The following is an 18,428-nucleotide window of genomic DNA, read 5'->3' as shown; positions in this document are numbered from 1 at the left end:
CCATGACCGCAGTTCATCAGGAACACGCCGCCCACGACTCGCACCGCCACGGCCCCGGCTGCGGGCACACCGAGGTGCCGCACGGCGACCACGTGGACTACGCGCACGAAGGGCATCTGCACCGCGAGCACGCCGGGCACTGGGACGAGTGCGAGCCGACCGGGCACACCACCCACGAGGGCCACGACCACCAGCACGGCGAGGGCTGCGGGCACACGGGTGTGCGGCACGGCGACCACATCGACTATCTGCACGACGGCCACCGGCACGCCGAGCACGCCGGCCACTGGGACGACCACTGACCCCGGCGGCACCCCGCCGCACCCGGCCGACGGCTCCTTCGCGCGACGCGCGGGGAGCCGTCGGCCTATCGTGGCTCCGATCACGTTCGGCCCTCGCACTGGACGGCATACCGACCGGTCGGCATCATTGTTCGCGTCCTGTTTCCCTGTCCGTAGGAGCGATGCATGGGTCCCGACCACCCGCCCGGACTCGATCCCGACCGCTTGCGCGGTCTGCTCGACCGTGAACGGCCCGGTCTGGTCGACGGCCCCCTGACCGGACGGCTGATCGAGGGCGGACGGTCGAACCTCAGCTACGCCGTCACGGACGGCAGGTCGACCTGGGTCGTGCGCCGGCCGCCGCTCGGCCATGTCCTGGCCACCGCGCACGACATGGCGCGCGAGCACCGCGTGATCGGCGCGCTGCACCCCACGCGGGTGCCGGTGCCGCGCCCGGTGCTGCTGTGCGAGGACCCCGATGTGCTCGGCGCGCCGTTCTACGTCATGGAGTTCGTCGAGGGCACGCCGTACCGCACCGCCGAACAACTGGCCCCGCTGGGCCCGCAACGCACCCGGAACGCGGTGCTCTCCCTCGTCGACACCCTCGTGGACCTGCACGCCGTGGACCCCGCCGAGGTGGGTCTCGCGGACTTCGGCCGTCCCGAGGGTTTCCTCGACCGGCAGCTGCGCCGCTGGGGCAAGCAGCTGGACGCCTCCCGCGACCGGGAGCTGGCCGGCATAGACGAGCTGCACGCGGCCCTCGGGCGCGCGCTGCCCACGTCCCCGGCGCCGACCGTCGTGCACGGCGACTACCGGCTCGACAACGTCCTCATCGACGCCGACGACCGGATCACGGCGGTCCTCGACTGGGAGATGTCGACGCTCGGCGACCCGCTCACCGATCTGGGTCTGCTGGTGATGTACAGCCTGCCGCTCGGCGCGCCGCACTCCCCCGTCTCGACCACCGCCGAGGCCGCCGGGCACCCCGCGCCGGCCGAGCTGATCGAGCGGTACGCGGCACGCTCGGGCCGGGACGTGTCGGCCGTCTCCTGGTACACGGCGTTCGCCTGGTTCAAGCTCGCCGTGATCCTGGAGGGCATCCACTACCGGTACACGCTGGGGCAGACGGTCGGACCCGGCTTCGACCGCATCGGTGACCTCGTCCCCGTCTTCATCGAACACGGACTCACCACCCTCCGGGAAGGCTGACGGCCATGGACTTCGCGTTCGATGCGCGCACCGAGGAACTTCGGGCCAGGCTGCTGGCCTTCATGGACGCGTACGTGTATCCCGCCGAGGCGGTCGCCGAACAGCAGCGGGCCGCGCTCGCCTCGCCCTGGGACACCCCGGCCGTGGTCGAGGAGCTGAAGGCCGAGGCGCGCAGGCAGGGACTGTGGAACCTGTTCCTGCCGGACGCCGAGTACGGCGCCGGGCTGACCACCCTCCAGTACGCGCCGCTGGCCGAGATCACCGGCCGCTCCCCGCAGCTCGCGCCCACCGCGCTGAACTGCGCGGCCCCGGACACCGGCAACATGGAGGTGCTGGCGCAGTTCGGCGACGAGCGGCAGAAGAAGCAGTGGCTGGAGCCGCTGCTGGCCGGTGAGATCCGCTCGGCGTTCGCGATGACCGAGCCGGAGGTGGCCTCCTCGGACGCCACCAACATCACCACCCGTATCGAGCGGGACGGCGACGGATACCTCGTCACGGGACGCAAGTGGTACATCTCCGGGGCGATGAACCCGGACTGCCGGATCTTCATCGTGATGGGCAGGACCGACCCCGGCGCCGCCGATGTCCGCCGTCAGCAGTCCATGGTCCTCGTGCCCCGCGACACGCCGGGGGTCACGGTGCGGCGGGCGATGCGGGTCTTCGGGTACGAGGACCACTACCACGGCGGTCATGCCGAGGTGGTCTTCGACCACGCGCGCGTGCCGGTGTCGAACCTGATCGGCGAGGAGGGCGGCGGGTTCGCCATCGCCCAGGCCCGGCTCGGGCCCGGCCGCATCCACCACTGCATGCGGCTGATCGGCATGGCGGAGCGGGCGATCGAGCTGATGTGCCGGCGTGCCCTGTCCCGCACGGCCTTCGGCACGGCGCTGGCCCGGCAGGGCGTGGTCCACAACTGGATCGCGGACGCCCGGGTGACGGTGGAGCAGCTGCGGCTCCTGGTGCTGAAGACGGCATGGTTGATGGACACGGTGGGCAACAAGGGCGCGCACACGGAGATCCAGGCCATCAAGATCGCCACGCCGCGCGCGGTGGTCGACATCATCGACCGGGCCATCCAGCTGCATGGCGCGGGCGGCGTCAGCCAGGACTTCCCGCTGGCCGAGCTGTACGCGGCCGCCCGCACCCTGATGATCGCGGACGGCCCGGACGAGGTCCACCAACGCTCCCTGGCCCGCCGGGAACTGAAGAAATACGCACCATAGCCCCGTAAGGGGCGCGAGGAACTGCGCGACCAGCCACGACGCACCCGCAGACAACCACCCCCAACACCGGCACCCCACAAAACCCACAGCCCGACAGCACGCCCCAAAGGGGCGCGGGGAACTGCGCGACCAGCCACGACCCAGCCGCAGACAAAGGACGACAGAACACGGACGGCGCCACGGCCCGGCCAAGTCGCACAGCGTTACGGGCGTAGCGCCCGCAGCAGCAGGTCCGCCAGGTGGTCGGCGACCTGCTGCGGGGTGAGCGGGCCGTTCGGCCGGTACCACGTCGACAGGTGGTGGACGGAACCGAAGTGGTAGTCCACCACCAGGTCGGCCGGGGTCGCCGTGGAGAAGACACCCTCCCGCTGACCCTCCTCGACCAGCGCGCGGAAGCGTTCGTGGTAGCGCCGGCGCTCGGCGCGCACCTGCTTGTTCTTCTCGGGACTGAGGTGATGCATGGAGCGGAAGAAGATCATCGCGTCGTCGAGGTTCTCGATCGTGGTGACGACGACGTCGGCCGCCGCCGCCCGCAGCCGCTTGTCGACCGGTTCGTGGGCGTTGGCGAAGGCGTCGAGCCGTTCCTGCTGGACGCGCAGCACGCGGGCGTAGACCTCGTGCAGCAGGTCGTCCTTGGAGCCGAAGTAGTGGTAGAGCGCTCCCTTGGTGACGCCGGCCGCCTCGACGATCTCCTGTACGGAGGTGCGATCGTAGCCCTGCTCGGCGAAGAGCCGTGTGGCGGCGGCGAGGAGCCGCTGCGGGACGGGAGTCCCGTCGCCGTCCGTCGTCCTGGGCACTGCCGCCACCTGCCTTTCCGTGGTGCTTGTCTAGCCGTCGTGCACGCGGGAACACGGTTCCCGCGCAAGGATCTTTCCACTTCTCGTCACGGGCGGTTCGGGCAGGATCCGCGACCGGGTCCGGGCAGGCACGAACCGGGCGGCGGGTCGGGAGCCGGTCATCGGTTCGCCTCCCAGGTCCGCTGGAGGTGGTTCATGCCGGACAGCCAGCGGTCCGGGTCGGTGGCCCTGACCCGGTAGTACTCGGCGACCTCGGGGTGCGGCAGGATCATGAAGCGGTCCTCCTCGATGCCTTGGAGCAGGGCGTCCGCGACGTCCTCCGGCTCGATCGCGGTCGGTCTGAGCACAAGGTCGCCCGCGCTGCCGGTGGCGGCCAGCATGTCGGTGTGCACGCCCTGGGGGCAGATGGCGTGGACCTTCAGACCGCGGTGCCGGTAGGTCAGTGACAGCCACTCGGCGAAGGCGTACGCGCCGTGCTTGGTGACGCTGTAGGGGGCGGCGCCGATCATGGTGAGGAGTCCGGCGGCGGAGACGGTGGACACGAAGCGGCCGGCGCCGCGCTCCAGCCAGCCGGGCAGCAGCGCGTGGGCGGCCCGCACGTGGGCCATGACGTTGACATCCCAGGCCCGGGCCCAGACGTCCTCGGGCGCGTCCTCCGAACCGCCCGAGCCGAGCCCGGCGTTGGCGCAGTAGACGTCCACCGTGCCGCCCAGCGCGTCCCGGGCGGCCGTGACGGTCGTGGCCGCGTCGCCGGGTACGGCGATGCCGCCGATCTCGTCCGCGACCGCCTCGGCCCGGTCCGCGTCGAGGTCGTTCACGACGACCCGGGCGCCCTCGGCGGCGAAGCGGCGGGCGAGCGCGGCCCCGATGCCACGGCCCGCCCCGGTGACGACGACTCCCGCATCCCGCACGGCTCCCACGCTGGGCCCCCTTCGACGCGACTCGGCTCCCGCGCTGCCACACTAACCGGTCGGTATGTTCCCGGGAAAGGCCGACCGCGGCACGTCGGGGCGGGGCCGCGCACGAGCGTCGGCGGTGCGCGGATCCACCTCCACGACCGGACCGCCTTCGACCCGGTGCGCGGCAGGTGTCTCCCCTACGAGTGAGCCGTCGTGCGTGCGGAGTTGGGGGTGGTGCCGGCGGCGGGCCGCGTCGTGCGGGCCGCCGCCGTCGGGTCAGCGGTGCGAGGTGAACTCCACCACCTGCTGGTAGGTCGGCCGGTTCTGCCAGCTGATCTTGCCGTGCTTGATGCCGCCCAGGGTGCGCTGGACGATCGAGTCGGCGCACCACTGGTCGCCCGCCGAGCACTGCTCGTCGCCGGGGTAGACCTGGGCCGCGGTCAGTCCGGCCGCCTGCTTGAGCGTGCCGAGCAGGACGTCCCGGCAGGAGCCCAGGCTGCCGCCGCCGCAGTACTTCTGGGCGAGCGGACCCCGCACGGGTTCGCCGAGCACCGCCCGGATGTCCTTGTCGACATAGCTCCACCAGCCGTACTGGAAGGAGCTGCCCGCGTGCGATCCGGTCGGGCCGTGCCCGGCCGACGGCGCCTCGTCCACCGGCAGGTTGGCCGTGAACCGCGCGAACAGGTCGCTGCCCAGACCGGGTTCGAACTGGGCCTTGACCAGCAGCGGCCACCAGGCGTCCAGGATCCGGACGGCCTCGGCATTCGCGTACTGCTTCGAACCCGCCGACGTCTCCGTGCGTTTGGCGCCGGCACTCACCCACGCCTGGAGCTTGCTGACGGCCGCCGCGGCCGTGGAGTCGGTGACCGTCGAGCTGTTGATCACCTTCAGCAGGTCGGGCAGCACGTCCTCGGCGCGCAGATCGGCGAGGGCGGCGTCCGCCATGGCCTTCACCAGCGACGCACGGGTGACCCCGCCGGCCTGGACCAGCTTCTTCACCCGGTCGTCCAGGAGGTTGCCGCGGTGCACCGAGCCCTCGCCCCAGGGCGCGGCCGTGTAGTCCTCGGCCTGCTTGTTGTTCCAGGAGATGTAGTAGTCCTGGTCGACGGAGTGGGGGTGCTCGGCGGGCGGCGTGTAGTCGGCCGTGTTGCTCGCCGCCTCCCAGCCGCGCCACTCGTAGGCGGGCCGCGCCCAGACCGGGAACTCCGCGTCCACCCCGCTCGCCCGCACCGGGTTGCTGCCGCTGTTGTAGTACGCGGTGTGCCGGGAGTCGGCGTAGAACCAGTTGAACGTGTAGTTGATGTGCTGGGCGGCGGTCTGGAAGTCCTCGGGGCCCTTGAGGTGGTCCGGGTCGTTCAGCATCTGGAAGCCGATGATCGAGTCGACCTCGTGCAGGTAGGAGGAGCGCAGCGTGGTGTAGGCGACCTTCTTGCCGCCGACGGTCGCCCGGTACGCCACCGGCCCGTACGCGGTGCGCCAGACCCGCATGGTGTACGAGCCCGCCGCGGTGCCGTCGGCCACGGTGGGCTTCCAGGCGTTCTTCTGCTCGACCTTCTCCATGGCGGTGCAGGTGCCGCGGTACAGGTAGTGGTAGTCGTCCTGGCACAGCTCGACCGCGTAGGTGTCGATGATGTCCTGGCCGGAGGTCGTGGCGCTCCACGCGTAGTCCTGGCCGCGGCCCAGCTCGACGTACATGCTCAGGCCCGCGAAGGAGGCGCCGCGGGCGCTGATGCCGGGGCCCTGGATCTCCTGGAGCATGAGCAGTTGGGGTGCGAAGTAGCCGGTCTGCGGGCCGAAGACGGCGATCGGGTGGCCGCTGGCGGTGTGCGCGCCGCTCACCACCAGGGCGTTGGACATGCCGCGCCGCGCGGAGCCGACCGCGCTCTTCGCGGCCGTGTCGGAGGCGCCGGCGGCGCTCGCGGTGGCGGCGCTGCCGGTGCGGTCGTGGACCAGTGGTTCCTGGGTCACCGTGCCGGCGTCGGGCAAGGCCGCGCCCTCGGGGTCGGCGGGCTTGGCGCCGTACGGGAAGCTCTCGCCGTTGTGCACGGTGAGGACGGCCTCGGGGTCGTTGCGCTCGCGGAAGGACTCCCACAGGCGGGTGCCCTCCTGGACGCCGTACTTGGACTGGGCGGCGATCAGGGTGAGCGCGTTGTCGACCTCGCCGCCACCGCCGGCGCCGAACAGCGAGCCGATGACGGAGGCGAGCGCGACCAGGTCGGTGACCTTGAAGTGCTCGATGGTGCCGGCGTTGGTGATGGAGTCCTTGTGGCCGGTCAGCACGTACTCGCCGGGGAAGTAACGGCCGCTGTCGGAGGCGTCGATGTAGGCGTTGATGCCGTCGAGGTAGGCGTTGACGTCGGCGAGGGCCTGCCTGCCGCGGTCGCCGTTGTGGGTGACGGCGTTGTCGATCTGGGCCTGGAGGTCCGCCTCGGTGTAGGGGGCGTTGCGGTAGAACTGCTGTTCAAGGCCCTGGTTGGCGGCGGCTCCGCCGGCGAAGGTGGTCAACTGGCCGCGGCCGACGTGCCGGAAGACGTCCATCAGCCACAACCGGTCCTGGGCCGCGGCGTAGCCGGCGCCGAACTCGGTACCGTACCGGGTGGTGCCGGTGATGTGCGGGACGCCGGTCTTCTTGTCGCGGACGATCGTGACGTCGGTGCGGCCGGCCGGCTTCTCGGTGGAGGCGACCTGGTCGGCGGGGACCCCGAACGAGGCGTCGTTGAAGAAGGTGTTGATCTTGGCGTCGGTGAGCGCGGAGTAGCCCGTGGCCAGGCCGGCGTAGGGGCCGAGCTGGTCCTCGGCGTGGTCGGGCTGGGTGCCGAACGCCTGGTTGAGGAGGATCTGCACGAGGGTCGCGTTGCCGTTCTGACCGGGCGGCAGGATGTCGGAGCACTGCCCGCCGCAGTGGTCGGCGGCGGCCGCCGCCTGTGCCGCCGCCGGCTCGGCCGCCGCCGCCCGCTGGGTCAGCGGCGACAGCAGTCCGGCGATCAGCGCGCATACGGACGCCGTCTTCAGGAACCCGGTGCGACTGCCGGGAGTTCTCAGTTTGTGGAACAACGCGTTGCGTGGGGTGCGCCGTGGCATGGCAGCTCCTCCCGACGGGGGTGGGCCGGACGTTACCGCCGGTATCCCCGACATTGAAGATGAACATGCGTCACTTTTCGGCGTCGCCGGAGCCGTTGACCGCGTCAACCGGGGGCACGTTATGGCGGGCATCGGAAATCGGATGGAGCCGATTCGCGTGTCGACACGTCTATTCGGCGACGTCGCACGAAGTCCGTACGGCGACGCCGAAGTGACCGATGTACAGGTGCAGGTGTGACGGAGGTGCAGGGCGATGGCCGGTTTCCGGAGTCTGGCGAGACAGGTGCGCGACCCGCGGTGCGACCTGGCGCTGCGACGCTACTCGCTGCGCAAGTGCCTTGAGCGGTTCGCTCCTTACGGGCACAGGGCGACCTGGGACCATCTGTGCTCCCGGGCCGGATTCGACCCCGAGGACCGTTCTCCCGATCCGGTGCGTCTCGTGGCCGCACTGGAGGAGTTGGAGGAGGCCCGGTCGGTCTGGCTCGGTTACGAGGGGGAGTTCGCCGAGCGCCGCAGGAAGGAGAAGCACGACGGGCTGCGCCGGCCGGGCAGCGTGGACGACTGGCACCGGCTGACCTGGGGCGGCTTCGGGGTCGCCTGGTGCGACGACCCCCGGGTCCACCCCCGCGAACCCCTCGCCGAGGTGCTGCGCCGGCTGATCGCCGCCCTTGAGCGGGCGCCGGGCTCGGCCTGCCCGGTGTGCGCCGGGGAGCGCCTTTTCTGGAAGTACGACCTGGATCACGAACCGTCGTCGGGTCCGGTCTGCGTGGACTGCGGGATTCTCGTACCGCGGCCCGTCCTCACCCCCGAGGCGCTGGGCTACGCCCGGCGCGGCCGGGTACTCATGTCGGCCTGACCGGCCGGGGGGTGCGCCGGGGATGCCGCACCCCCTGTCACCAGCGACCCGCATCACCGGACCACCGGGAGAGATGGCGATGCGGGAACGGCGACGGCGCTGGGGTGCCGCTGGGGCCGGAGCGGCAACGGGCGCGGGAACGGCGACGGCGCGGAGGTGCCGCTGGCGCGGGAACGGCGAAGGTGCGCAAGCGACGACCGCGCGCGAGCTGCGACGACGCGGGGCGCCGCTGGGGCCGGAGGTGATGGACGGCGCTACGGCCGGGGTGGTCGCGGCAAGGGGGCAGCCGACGCGAACAGCGCGGCCCGAGGGACACCGAGCCATGTCGGCGTGCCGTGCCCGCGCGTCAGGGCGGCCGACGGGAGCAGCGCGGCCCGAGGGGCACCGAGCCATGTCGGCCTACCGTGCCGGTGCGTGGGGCGGTCGGCCGCAGCGGAGTTGCGGCGCGGCGGCGCCTACCGGTGGCGTTCCATCAGTAGGCGCGAACCCGAACCCGTCTCGCCGAAGGCGTCGTCGGGGTTCGACAGGACGCAGCTCTCCAGGGAGAGGCAGCCGCAGCCGATGCAGTCGGTGAGATGGTCGCGGAGCCGGTTCAGCTGTGCGATGCGCTCGTCCAGTTCGGAGCGCCACGCCTGCGAGAGCCGGGCCCAGTCCTCGCGGGTCGGGGTGCGCTCCTCGGGGAGTTCGGCGAGCGCCTGGCGGATCGTGGCCAGCGGGATGCCCACCCGCTGGGCGGCCCGGACGAACGCGACGCGGCGCAGGGTGTCACGGCTGTAGCGGCGCTGGTTGCCGGAGGTCCGACGGCTGCTGATGAGCCCCTTGGACTCGTAGAAATGCAGGGCGGAGACGGCGGCGCCGCTGCGCGCGGACAGTTGGCCGACGGTCAGCTCGTGGATCTTCTCGGGGATCTGGGGCACTCGTCACAGCCTACCCATCGCGGCACCGTCGCGGTCCGTTGACAGGGCGCGCCACCCGGACCATGCTGAGCAGTTGCTTAGCCGTAGGCGATTTCCGTACGTACGCGAGAGGCCGGGACAGGGACCATGGCAGAACCGAGGATCTTCACCTCCCCCGACGAGCTGAAGGCGGCCGTGGGCGAGCAGCTGGGGTACACCGACTGGGTGGAGGTCGACCAGAAGCGGATCGACCTCTTCGCGGACGCCACCGGCGACCACCAGTGGATCCACGTCGACCCGGAGAAGGCCGCCGCGGGACCGTTCGGCACGACCATCGCGCACGGGTACCTCACCCTGTCCCTGCTGCCGCTGTTCGGTCCGCAGCTGCTGCGGGTCGACGGCGCGACGATGGGCGTCAACTACGGCACCAACAAGGTCCGGTTCCCCGCCCCGGTCCCGGTCGGCTCCCGGCTGCGCGCCACCGCGCGGATCACCGGCGTCGAGGACGTCACGGGCGGCGTCCAGCTGACCGTCGCCTTCACGGTCGAGCGCGTGGGCGGCGACAAACCGGTCTGCGTGGCGGAGTCGGTCTCCCGCTACTACCTCTGAGCCCTCCCCCGCGGCTGCGCAGCCCGGCGGGCCGGGGCTACTGGGCGCCGACCATGCGGAGCACGAGATCGGCGTAGAGCGCGCCGATCTCCTCCGGTGTCCGCGGGCCGTTCACGTTGAACCAGCGGGCCACGTCGATGCACAGGGACAGCACCGCGAGGGTCGTGCCGTGCACGTCGAGGACGTCGAACTCGCCGGACGCCACGCCCTCCTGGATGATCCCGCGCACCTCCGCGTCGACCTGGCGGCGCAGCGCGACGATCTCGGCGCGGGCGTCCGGCCCCAGCGCGTCCAGCTCGTACTGCACGACCCGCGCGGTGGTGCGCCGGCCGGCGTGCCAGCGGACGAAGGAACTCACCGCGTCGGCCAGCCGCTCCCTGGCGCTGCCCTCGCGCCGGGCGGCCGTGCGCAGGATGTCCAGCGCCTTGTCATGACCGATGCGGCTGATCCGGTGGAGCAGTTCTTCCTTGGTCTTGTAGTGGATGTAGAGCGCGGCCGGGCTCATGCCGGCGCGGCCGGCGATGTCGCGGGTGGTGGTCGCGTGATACCCGCGCTCGGCGAAGGCCTCCACGGCGGCGATGAGCAGCCGCCGGGCCGCGTCAGGGGTGACCTCGTCCCACGGCTCGACCTCGCCGCCGGTCGTCTCCTCCGCCGTACTCATCGCTCGCTCGCCCCTCTCGGTGACAGGAGCTCCACCATACCGCCGAAGGTGAGCGGTCGCTTAGCCTGCCTCCCCGCCACCCGGCCCCGCCGCTCAGCGCCGCCGGCCAGCCCCGCCGCTCAGCCCCGCCACCCGACCCCGCCGGTCAGCCCCGGGCGTGCGGTGACGGGCCCGGCTCCTTGAACGGGTCGTGCGCGGCGAGGAGCTTGTCCAGCCGGGCCTGGTCCACGCGGCTCACGATCTGGCCGGCCTCCTGACGGTCCCGGATGACCTTGGCCAGGGTGAAGGCGGAGGTGACCAGATACAGGACGGCGATACCGAGGAACGCACGGACCCAGGCGTCCGTGTGCAGGTTGTAGATGCCGAGCGCGGTGGCCGCGAGGGCGACGCCGAAGGACGCGACGGCCTGGCCGTAGAAGGCGGTGGTGCTCTGCTGCTTGACCGGTGTCTCGCTCATGCGGGCCAGCGTCGCGCGCGGTGGCCGGGGTCACATCCGCTCGGCTACTCAGACGCGTACTCAGAACGCGTCGGGCTCTATGCCGGTCCCACGGCGATTATCACCGCTAGTTTATGCGGGCGGCCCTACTATGTGCGCCATGGCCCGACCGCGCAAGCCCCTCCTCAGCACCGACCGGATCGTCCGGGCGGCAAGGGAACTCGTGGACGCGGAGGGCCTGGCGGCCGTCTCCACCCGCCGCCTCGCCGCCGAGCTGGGGGTGAGCGGACCCTCGCTCTACAACCACTTCCGCACCAAGGACGAGATCCTGGAGGCGGTCGCCGACTCGGTGAGCGGCCAGGTCGACCTGTCGATGTTCGAGGACGGCCGGGACTGGCGGACGGCGCTGCACGACTGGGCCGTCTCCTACCGGGCGGCCCTGCGCGACCATCCCAACATCGTCCCGGTCCTCGCCCGCGGCCCCGGCCGCCGGCCCGCGGCGCTGCGCCTCGCCGACGCCGTCTACGGCGCGATGGTCGCCGCCGGCTGGCCGCCCGCGCAGGCCACGTCCATCGGCGCGCTGATGCGGTACTTCATCATGGGCTCCGCGCTCGGCTCGTTCGCCGGGGGGTTCGTGGGCGACGCGAGCGCCTACGACCCCGCCGACTATCCGCACCTCGGGCAGGCGCACCTCCTCTCCGAACAGCAGGAAAAGATCGACGAGCGCGCCTTCGAGACGGGGCTGACGGCGCTGCTGGACGGGCTGGCGCAGCAGTACGAGCGGGTCGCGCGCACCGCGCGGTGACACTTCGGCGGCGGCCGAAGTGTCCCTGACCGATGCTGGAGGCATGACCGTCAAGGACCCCAGGGCCGCGGGACTCGCGGCGCTCGCCGCACTGCTCGCCGACGAGACCCGGGCGGCCTGTCTGCTGGCGCTGCTCGACGGCCGGGCCTGGACCAACGGCGAGTTGGCCCGGCACGCCGGGGTCGCCGCGTCCACGCTGAGCGAACACCTGGGCAAGCTGGTCGCCGGCGGGCTGCTCACCGAGGAACGGCAGGGGCGGCACCGGTACGTGCGGCTGGCCGACGCGCGGGTCGCCCAGCTCGTCGAGGAGCTGACCGCGCGCGTCGCCCCCGAGGCCACGGCCCGCCGCCCGCGCACGCTGCGGGAGTCGAGCGCCGGATCCGCGCTGGCCCGCGGACGCACCTGCTACGACCACCTCGCCGGGCGGCTCGGCATCGCGATCACCGACGCGCTGACCGAACGCGGACTGCTGAGGGTCACGGACGGGCCGGCGGACGCCGCCGCGGCCGGGCTCCGTGCGCCGGCCGCCCCGTCGGCCCCGCGGCCGGGCCCCGAGGCACGGGGCACCGGGTTCGCGCTCACGAGGGCGGGGCTGAAGTGGTTCGGCGACGCCGGTATCGGGCTGGCGCACCCGGGCCGCCGGCCGCTGGCCCGTGCCTGCCTCGACTGGACCGAGCGCCGCCCCCATCTGGCGGGTGTCGCGGGCGCGGAACTGTGCCGGCACGCCCTGGACGCGGGCTGGTGCGTCCGTATCGGCTCGGGCCGCGCCGTGAAGCTGACGGCCACCGGCGAGCACGCCCTGTCCGGCCTCCTGGGCATCGTCCCCGGCACCCTGCGCTGAGCCGGACCCCCGGGCGGCGCGGGCCGGGCCCTTCGGGCGACGGCCGGTGGGCCGGTGGTGTCACTCGTCCAGGTCCGGCAGCCGCGCCGGGGACGGGCAGATGCGCTCGCCGTGCTGGTCGAAGACGAACAGATGGGCGAGGTCGACGAGGAGCGGAACCTGCATCCCGTGGCGGAGCCGGACGTCCGGGGTGGTCCGCACCACCAGGTCGCCGGGCTGCCGGCCCTCCGGGGGCGCGGGGTCGGGGCCGTCGTCCGCCGCATGGTCCAGCACCACCACCGGGCCGGCCCGCAGCGCGCCGGTCCGCTCCCGGATCCGCCCCAGCATGGTCGTGCCCTCGCGCCTGCGGCGGCGCGAGGGGCGGACGGCCGGGCGCGGGGACTCCAGATCGGGTACGACGGCCGGGCTCGAACCGGTGTTGAAGTGGACCAGGACCTCGTGCCCCTGGAACTCCACGTGCTCCACCAGCCCGGTGATCGGCACCTCGCCGGGGCGGGCGAAGGAACGCGCCGGGGATCCACCCTGCTCGCGCGGGGCCGAGAACTTGGGGGAAATGCGGACCGCTTCCGAGCGCAGCCCGACGATCACCTCGCGGCCCTGCTGGACGCGGAGCAACTGGTGGTCCAGGCTGAGCGGTTCGGGCAGCCTCAGGTACTGCTTGCCGAGGCTGATGGTCATCGCGCCGTCGAGCGGGGCCCGCACCACGCCGCGCAGCAGGTTGATGCGGGGGGTGCCGACGAACGCGGCGACGAAGACGTTGCGGGGCAGCCCGTACACCTCGCGGGGGCTGCCGACCTGCTGGAGCACGCCGCCGCGCAGGACGGCGACCCGGTCGCCGAGGGACATGGCCTCGGCCTGGTCGTGCGTGACGTAGACCGTGGTGACGCCCAACTCCCGGGTCAGCTGGGAGATCTCGGCCCGCAGGTGGCTGCGGAGCTTGGCGTCGAGGTTGGACAGCGGCTCGTCCATCAGGAAGGCGGAGGGGTGGCGGGCGATGGCCCGGCCCATGGCGACGCGCTGGCGTTCGCCGCCGGAGAGCTGGGCGGGGAAGCGGTCGAGCAGTTCCTCGATGCCGAGCATGCGGGCAGTGGCGTCCACGCGGGGGCGTGGGTCGGCGCCCGGGGACTCGATGCGCAGCGGGAAGCCGATGTTGTCGCGGCTGGTCATGCTCGGGTAGAGGGCGAAGTTCTGGAAGACCATCGCGATGTCCCGCTCGGCGGGCGGGAGGTTGTTGGCGTACCCGCCGTCGAGCAGCAGCGTGCCCTCGTCGATCTCCTCAAGGCCGGCGATCATTCTGAGCACGGTGGACTTGCCGCAGCCGGACGGGCCGAGGAGGACCAGGAACTCGCCGGGTGTGATGTCCAGCGAGAGGCGGTCCACCACCCGGGCGCCTCGGGTGTAGGACTTGCTGACGTCGTGCAGCGAGATGGCGCGTGTCATCGCAGGTGCCCCCGGGGGCTCACCAGAGCGCTGGTGCTCCGTCGGTCGAAGGTCCCGTGCGGGTCGAACGGGGCCTGTGGGTCACGGAAGTTAACGGAATGTGTGCGGCGGGGGGAAGAGGGAGGGCTCCGCCGGTTCAGCGGAACAACCCCCTGCCACCGATACCCCGCTCCAGAGAACCACCGAGTGTGGCCGGACCGGTTGTGGTTCGGGGTGCGGTGTGAGGGCGGTCGACGCCGGCGGTCAGCGCCCCGAAGGGGCGCGGGGCTGTATTCATAGCGCCGCGTGGCGTGCGCACGGCGCCGCCGTGCGGCATGGCTCCGGTGCCGGCTGCCGAGGCGGGTCAGTGGTTGGAGTGGGGGTGGGGGTGGGGGGTTTCGAGGGGTGGTGTGGGGGTTTTGGTGGGGGAGGTCGGCGGGTCGGACGGGCGGGACGGGGAGCGCAGGGCCACCGCCGAGGACAGCAGCAGGAGCGCGCCGAGCATGACGAACGGCGCGGCCACACCGGCGACTCCGGCGACCAGACCGGCCGCGGCGGGCGCGGCGACCTGGCCGAGGCGGTTGCCGGTCAACCGCAGCGCGAGGGCGGTGGAGCGGGCCTGGTCGGGGGCGGCCTGTACGACCGTCGTCATGGACAGCGGCTGGCCGACGCCCAGGCAGAAGCCGAGCACGGTGAGGGTCAGTCCGAGCGCCCACACCGGCAGCGGCAGCGCGATGCCCGCGCACAGCAGGGCCGCCAGCAGACAGGTCACGGTCAGCAGCGCGGGCCGGCCGAGCAGCCGCAGCAGCGGCGTCAGGACGAGGCGGCAGGCGATGGTGGCGCCGGCCCGCAGGCTGAGCAGGACACCGATGACGGACGGCGCGATGCCGCGGTGCTCGCCGACCACCGGGAGGTAGGCGGTGAGGATGTCCGTCGCGGACAGCACCGACAGGCTGATCAGCATGCCCGCGGGCACGCCCCGGGCGCGCAGGATCAGGCCGACGGGCACGCGTGCGCCGGACGCGCCGCGGGGCGTGCCGGCCGTACGGTCCTCGATGCGCCACAGCGAGGTGACGGCGACCGCGGCGAGCGCCCCGGCGACCACGAGCGCCAGGGCGCTGCTGCCGGCCATGTCGGGGCCGCCGATCAGGGCGCCCGCCGAGATCGGCCCGACGAGCTGGCCGAGCGAGGCGCCGATGGTGAAGTGGCCGAAGTTGCGGTCCTGTTCGTGCGGCGCCGACTGGCGGGCGACCAGCGACTGGGCGCCGATCACGAAGCCGAGGTGGCCGAGGCCCATCACGCCGCTCCACAGGGCCATCGCCCACAGGGAGCCGGCCAGGCCGCTGAGCGCACAGCCGCCGGCGATGAGGACGACGCCGGCCGGCAGCAGCGGCGCGCAGCGGCCGTGGTCGGTGCGGCGGCCGAGCGGTACGGCGGCGAACAGCGGCAGCAGCGCGTACACGCCGGCGATGACGCCGATCGCCCGTTCGTCCGCGCCCAGCGCGAGGGCCCGGTAGGAGACGGCGGGCCGGGCCATCGAGACCGCGCCCTGTGCGAAGCCGAAGGCGATGACGAGTCGGAGCAGCCAGCCGCGGTTCCTGCCGGGCCTCACGATGCGGTCCTTTCTGCTGCGGTCAGATGATGCCGAAGAGCATGCCTGCCCCGAGTACCACCAATGATGTGAGCGCCGCCCACTTCACCACGAACCTGGTGTGGTCGCCGAACTCGACCTTGGCCATGCCGACGAGAACGTACACGGCGGGCACGAGCGGGCTGGACATGTGCAGCGGCTGGCCGACCAGCGAGGCACGGGCGATCTCCAGCGTGGAGACGCCGTGCGCCTGCCCCGCCTCGGCGAGCACCGGCACGATGCCGAAGTAGAAGCCGTCGTTGGACATGAAGTAGGTGAGCGGGATGCTCAGCACGCCGGTGACGAAGGCCATGTGCGGGCCCATGCCGTCGGGGATGTTGCCGACGAGCCACTTCGCCATGTGGTCGACCATGCCGGTGCCCTGGAGCACGCCGGTGAACACGGCGGCGGCGAAGACCATCCCGGAGACGTTGAGTACGTTCTCGGCGTGTGCGCCGATACGGGCCTTCTGGTCGGGCATGTGGGGGAAGTTGACGGTGAGGGCCAGCGCGGCGCCCAGCAGGAACAGCACCGGGATCGGCAGCCACTCCATGATCATGGCGGTCAGCAGGGCCACCGTGAGCAGCGCGTTGAACCAGTACAGCCGGGGCCGCAGGGTGGGCCGGTCGGGGTCGAGGCCCTGGAAGCCGCCGTCCGCGGGCTCCTCGGGGCGTTCGGCGTCCGTGCCGGAGCCCGCGCCGCCGGTGCGCGCCGGGCCGGTGCCTGCGCCGGAGCCCGCGCCGACCAGCACCGTCTCGGTCTCGGTGGCCGGCTCCTCGATCAGGGCCTCGTCCAGGGTCAGCACGCCGAGCCGCTTGCGCTCGCGGCGGCCGAGGACGTAGGCGAGGGCGATCACGGCGAGCAGGCCGACGGCGAGTGCGGGGATCATCGGGACGAAGATGTCGCTGGCGTCGAGCTTCAGCGCGGTGGCGGCGCGGGCGGTGGGTCCGCCCCACGGCAGGGTGTTCATCACGCCGTTGGCCATGGCGGCGACGCCGGTCAGCACGACCAGGGACATCTTCAGGCGCTTGTACAGGGGGTACATCGCCGAGACGGTGATCATGAAGGTGGTCGAGCCGTCGCCGTCCAGGGACACGATCGCGGCGAGCACGGCGGTGCCGACGACGATGCGCAGCGGGTCGGCCTTGCAGAAGCGCAGGATGCCTCGCACGATCGGGTCGAAGAGGCCGACGTCGATCATCACACCGAAGTAGACGATCGCGAACATGAGCATCGCCGCGGTGGGGGCGAGGCTGGTGACGCCGTCGATGACGTAGTCGCCGAGGTGGGCGCCCTTGCCGACGAACACGCAGAACAGCGCGGGGATCAGCACGAGCGCCGCGATCGGCGACATCTTCTTCAGCATGATCAGGACCAGGAAGGTCGCGATCATGGCGAAGCCGAGGATGGTCAGCATGAATGGATACCTAACGTTCGCCCTTGAACTCCCACCAGGGCCGGCGGTGCGATGACGTTAGGTCCGGCGAAACCGCGTTAACAAGATGTTGACGTGCGAGCAATAAGCGCAAAACTCCAGGTCACAGCCGCGCCGGGCGGTCAGTCCAGGGCCCGCGCCAGATAGGCGCCGAGCAGCACCCGGGTCTCGGCGATGATCGTCTCGTCGCCCTGCGGGGCCATCCGGAAGGCGAGGTGGACGAGGGTGTCGGCGGCTTCCACGGCGACCAGGAAGGTCCGTCGCAGTTCCTCGTCGGGGGTACGGCCGAGATAGCCGGAGAGCAGGGCGGTGAGGCTGTCGGCGACACGGTGGTTGGGCTCGGCGTGCCGGTCGCCGACCGGTATCTGGTTGCCGAAGTCCACGAGTGAGAAGCCGGGTGCGTTGCGTTTCATGGCCAGGTACTCGTCCAGTACGGCGTCCACGGCCGCCCGCCAGTCGCCCGGCCGGGCGCCCTCCAGCCGCCGGGTGACGCGCTCGGAGTAGCGTTCGAGGTTGCGCTGGGCCAGGGCGTCGGCCATCTGCCGTTTGTTGCCGAAGAAGCGGTACACGGAGCCGATGGGCACGCCGGCGCGCAGCGCGACGGCGCGGGTGCTCAGGGCGTCGTAGCCGACCTCGTCGAGGAGGTCGGCACAGGCGTCGAGGATCCTCTCCAGGCGTTCGGCACTGCGTCGTTGGACGGGGGCACGGCGGAGCGATGTCGCATGGGGCACGGGCTCCATGATGCCTTTCGGCCGCACTCCGGTGAACCTCGTCCCCCGGTGAGAAGCCATGCGGCGCCCCACGTCGGCGCGCTCACTTGGTGGTGCCGCTCGTCCCGGCCGGTGTCGGTTCGGTTCTTGATGTGGTGACGTCGGCGGTGCTTTGGACCGGTTTTGTGTGTACCGCCCATACCGTGCCGTCGTCGGCGTAGAGGCGGGCGGTGACCTGGTGGGTGCCCTGCGGGACGAGGCCGGCGGCGAGGTGGTGGCGCGGGGTGCGCAGCCGGGCGACCGGCTCGCCGTCCACGAAGAGGAGGGCGAGTCCGCGCCCGGGCCGCGCCCGCTCGTCGGTGCCCTCCGGTGAGAGGCGGAAGGCGTGGAGCCGCAGCCGTATCTGCCAGCCGCCGCCGGCGTCGGGCGTCACCTCGATGTCGACCTCGGGTGCGCCGTCCGCGGGCACCTCGCGGTAGCGCCGCCCCTGCTCGTCCGTCGTGTCGAGGAGCCGGCCCGCCGGTGCGGGCGACCGCGTGCCGGTCCCTTCGTGCGCCTCACCGGTCCCGCAGCCGACCGCCCCGGTCAGCAGCAGGACGCAGACGGCGAGCGCGCTGAGAAGTCCACGGGTCCGCATGTC

The 18,428-nt window shown here is 72.3% G+C and carries 19 protein-coding genes; 8 read left to right on the top strand and 11 right to left on the bottom strand.

All coding sequences use genetic code 11. The features are described from left to right. The first annotated feature begins 2 nt into the window (after positions 1-2). The 3 genes from AC27LF_RS34610 (at position 3) to AC27LF_RS34600 (ending at position 2,713) form a co-directional block, all read left to right on the top strand. On the top strand, positions 3-302 hold the full coding sequence (locus AC27LF_RS34610) for a hypothetical protein (protein ID WP_479659428.1): 300 nt from the start codon (positions 3-5) through the stop codon (positions 300-302). A 165-nt stretch (positions 303-467) separates the two neighbouring features. Further along, positions 468-1,490: a phosphotransferase family protein gene (locus AC27LF_RS34605; protein ID WP_479659427.1), complete on the top strand. Its 1,023-nt coding sequence runs from the start codon at positions 468-470 to the stop codon at positions 1,488-1,490. 5 nt (positions 1,491-1,495) lie between these two features. Further along, positions 1,496-2,713, top strand: coding sequence for an acyl-CoA dehydrogenase family protein (locus AC27LF_RS34600; RefSeq protein WP_479659426.1), 1,218 nt, complete (start codon positions 1,496-1,498; stop codon positions 2,711-2,713). A 203-nt stretch (positions 2,714-2,916) separates the two neighbouring features. Here the strand turns inward: AC27LF_RS34600 and AC27LF_RS34595 are convergent, their stop codons facing one another. The 3 genes from AC27LF_RS34595 to AC27LF_RS34585 form a co-directional block, all read right to left on the bottom strand. Beyond that, complete coding sequence (locus AC27LF_RS34595) at positions 2,917-3,510, bottom strand: TetR/AcrR family transcriptional regulator (RefSeq protein ID WP_479659425.1); 594 nt, start codon at positions 3,508-3,510, stop codon at positions 2,917-2,919. Positions 3,511-3,668: 158 nt separating this feature from the next. Next, positions 3,669-4,430: an SDR family oxidoreductase gene (locus tag AC27LF_RS34590; protein ID WP_479659424.1), complete on the bottom strand. Its 762-nt coding sequence runs from the start codon at positions 4,428-4,430 to the stop codon at positions 3,669-3,671. 255 nt (positions 4,431-4,685) lie between these two features. Next, positions 4,686-7,490: a penicillin acylase family protein gene (locus tag AC27LF_RS34585; protein WP_479659423.1), complete on the bottom strand. Its 2,805-nt coding sequence runs from the start codon at positions 7,488-7,490 to the stop codon at positions 4,686-4,688. Here AC27LF_RS34585 and AC27LF_RS34580 point away from each other — a divergent pair. Further along, a complete protein-coding gene (locus tag AC27LF_RS34580) occupies positions 7,489-7,728 on the top strand; it encodes a hypothetical protein (protein WP_479659422.1) in 240 nt (79 codons plus the stop codon). The two genes, AC27LF_RS34585 and AC27LF_RS34580, sit on opposite strands and share 2 nt — an antisense overlap. A gap of 15 nt (positions 7,729-7,743) precedes the next feature. Then, complete coding sequence (locus AC27LF_RS34575; protein WP_479659421.1) at positions 7,744-8,346, top strand: hypothetical protein; 603 nt, start codon at positions 7,744-7,746, stop codon at positions 8,344-8,346. 455 nt (positions 8,347-8,801) lie between these two features. Here AC27LF_RS34575 and soxR read toward each other — a convergent pair whose 3' ends face one another. Beyond that, positions 8,802-9,263, bottom strand: coding sequence for a redox-sensitive transcriptional activator SoxR (soxR, locus tag AC27LF_RS34570; RefSeq protein WP_479659420.1), 462 nt, complete (start codon positions 9,261-9,263; stop codon positions 8,802-8,804). Between the two features lie 126 nt (positions 9,264-9,389). Here soxR and AC27LF_RS34565 point away from each other — a divergent pair, with 126 nt between their 5' ends. After that, positions 9,390-9,851, top strand: a complete 462-nt coding sequence (locus tag AC27LF_RS34565; RefSeq protein ID WP_479659419.1) for a MaoC family dehydratase — start codon at positions 9,390-9,392, stop codon at positions 9,849-9,851. 37 nt (positions 9,852-9,888) lie between these two features. Here the strand turns inward: AC27LF_RS34565 and AC27LF_RS34560 are convergent, their stop codons facing one another. Together AC27LF_RS34560 and AC27LF_RS34555 are read right to left on the bottom strand one after the other, a co-directional pair. Continuing rightward, positions 9,889-10,512, bottom strand: a complete 624-nt coding sequence (locus tag AC27LF_RS34560; RefSeq protein ID WP_479659418.1) for a TetR/AcrR family transcriptional regulator — start codon at positions 10,510-10,512, stop codon at positions 9,889-9,891. Between the two features lie 145 nt (positions 10,513-10,657). After that, positions 10,658-10,969: a YiaA/YiaB family inner membrane protein gene (locus AC27LF_RS34555; RefSeq protein WP_404030417.1), complete on the bottom strand. Its 312-nt coding sequence runs from the start codon at positions 10,967-10,969 to the stop codon at positions 10,658-10,660. Between the two features lie 130 nt (positions 10,970-11,099). Here AC27LF_RS34555 and AC27LF_RS34550 point away from each other — a divergent pair, with 130 nt between their 5' ends. Together AC27LF_RS34550 and AC27LF_RS34545 are read left to right on the top strand one after the other, a co-directional pair. After that, positions 11,100-11,753: a TetR/AcrR family transcriptional regulator gene (locus tag AC27LF_RS34550; protein WP_479659417.1), complete on the top strand. Its 654-nt coding sequence runs from the start codon at positions 11,100-11,102 to the stop codon at positions 11,751-11,753. A gap of 43 nt (positions 11,754-11,796) precedes the next feature. Next, positions 11,797-12,594, top strand: coding sequence for an ArsR/SmtB family transcription factor (locus tag AC27LF_RS34545; protein WP_479659416.1), 798 nt, complete (start codon positions 11,797-11,799; stop codon positions 12,592-12,594). 60 nt (positions 12,595-12,654) lie between these two features. Here AC27LF_RS34545 and AC27LF_RS34540 read toward each other — a convergent pair whose 3' ends face one another. The 5 genes from AC27LF_RS34540 to AC27LF_RS34520 all read right to left on the bottom strand — a co-directional run bounded on the left by AC27LF_RS34540 (position 12,655) and on the right by AC27LF_RS34520 (position 18,425). Beyond that, a complete protein-coding gene (locus AC27LF_RS34540; RefSeq protein ID WP_479659415.1) occupies positions 12,655-14,034 on the bottom strand; it encodes an ABC transporter ATP-binding protein in 1,380 nt (459 codons plus the stop codon). A gap of 343 nt (positions 14,035-14,377) precedes the next feature. Further along, positions 14,378-15,625, bottom strand: coding sequence for an MFS transporter (locus AC27LF_RS34535; RefSeq protein ID WP_479659414.1), 1,248 nt, complete (start codon positions 15,623-15,625; stop codon positions 14,378-14,380). Between the two features lie 22 nt (positions 15,626-15,647). Then, positions 15,648-17,060, bottom strand: a complete 1,413-nt coding sequence (locus AC27LF_RS34530; RefSeq protein ID WP_479659413.1) for a CitMHS family transporter — start codon at positions 17,058-17,060, stop codon at positions 15,648-15,650. 140 nt (positions 17,061-17,200) lie between these two features. Further along, positions 17,201-17,818, bottom strand: a complete 618-nt coding sequence (locus tag AC27LF_RS34525) for a TetR/AcrR family transcriptional regulator (protein WP_479659412.1) — start codon at positions 17,816-17,818, stop codon at positions 17,201-17,203. Positions 17,819-17,891: 73 nt separating this feature from the next. Next, positions 17,892-18,425, bottom strand: coding sequence for a hypothetical protein (locus AC27LF_RS34520; protein WP_479659411.1), 534 nt, complete (start codon positions 18,423-18,425; stop codon positions 17,892-17,894). Between the last annotated feature and the right edge of the window lie 3 nt (positions 18,426-18,428).

The sequence above is a fragment of the Streptomyces diversicolor genome, assembly GCF_057537855.1.
This window is presented reverse-complemented; position numbering and strand designations above follow the sequence as displayed.

Bases quoted from the DNA above. Each gene is read 5' to 3' on its own strand.
- AC27LF_RS34565 (WP_479659419.1), top strand. From the start codon at position 9,390: ATGGCAGAACCGAGGATCTTCACCTCCCCCGACGAGCTGAAGGCGGCC.
- AC27LF_RS34575 (WP_479659421.1), top strand. From the start codon at position 7,744: ATGGCCGGTTTCCGGAGTCTGGCGAGACAGGTGCGCGACCCGCGGTGC.
- AC27LF_RS34545 (WP_479659416.1), top strand. From the start codon at position 11,797: ATGACCGTCAAGGACCCCAGGGCCGCGGGACTCGCGGCGCTCGCCGCA.
- AC27LF_RS34525 (WP_479659412.1), bottom strand. From the start codon at position 17,818: ATGGAGCCCGTGCCCCATGCGACATCGCTCCGCCGTGCCCCCGTCCAA.
- AC27LF_RS34610 (WP_479659428.1), top strand. From the start codon at position 3: ATGACCGCAGTTCATCAGGAACACGCCGCCCACGACTCGCACCGCCAC.
- AC27LF_RS34540 (WP_479659415.1), bottom strand. From the start codon at position 14,034: ATGACACGCGCCATCTCGCTGCACGACGTCAGCAAGTCCTACACCCGA.
- AC27LF_RS34580 (WP_479659422.1), top strand. From the start codon at position 7,489: ATGGCAGCTCCTCCCGACGGGGGTGGGCCGGACGTTACCGCCGGTATC.
- AC27LF_RS34600 (WP_479659426.1), top strand. From the start codon at position 1,496: ATGGACTTCGCGTTCGATGCGCGCACCGAGGAACTTCGGGCCAGGCTG.
- AC27LF_RS34560 (WP_479659418.1), bottom strand. From the start codon at position 10,512: ATGAGTACGGCGGAGGAGACGACCGGCGGCGAGGTCGAGCCGTGGGAC.
- AC27LF_RS34585 (WP_479659423.1), bottom strand. From the start codon at position 7,490: ATGCCACGGCGCACCCCACGCAACGCGTTGTTCCACAAACTGAGAACT.
- AC27LF_RS34605 (WP_479659427.1), top strand. From the start codon at position 468: ATGGGTCCCGACCACCCGCCCGGACTCGATCCCGACCGCTTGCGCGGT.
- AC27LF_RS34555 (WP_404030417.1), bottom strand. From the start codon at position 10,969: ATGAGCGAGACACCGGTCAAGCAGCAGAGCACCACCGCCTTCTACGGC.
- AC27LF_RS34550 (WP_479659417.1), top strand. From the start codon at position 11,100: ATGTGCGCCATGGCCCGACCGCGCAAGCCCCTCCTCAGCACCGACCGG.
- AC27LF_RS34520 (WP_479659411.1), bottom strand. From the start codon at position 18,425: ATGCGGACCCGTGGACTTCTCAGCGCGCTCGCCGTCTGCGTCCTGCTG.
- AC27LF_RS34530 (WP_479659413.1), bottom strand. From the start codon at position 17,060: ATGCTGACCATCCTCGGCTTCGCCATGATCGCGACCTTCCTGGTCCTG.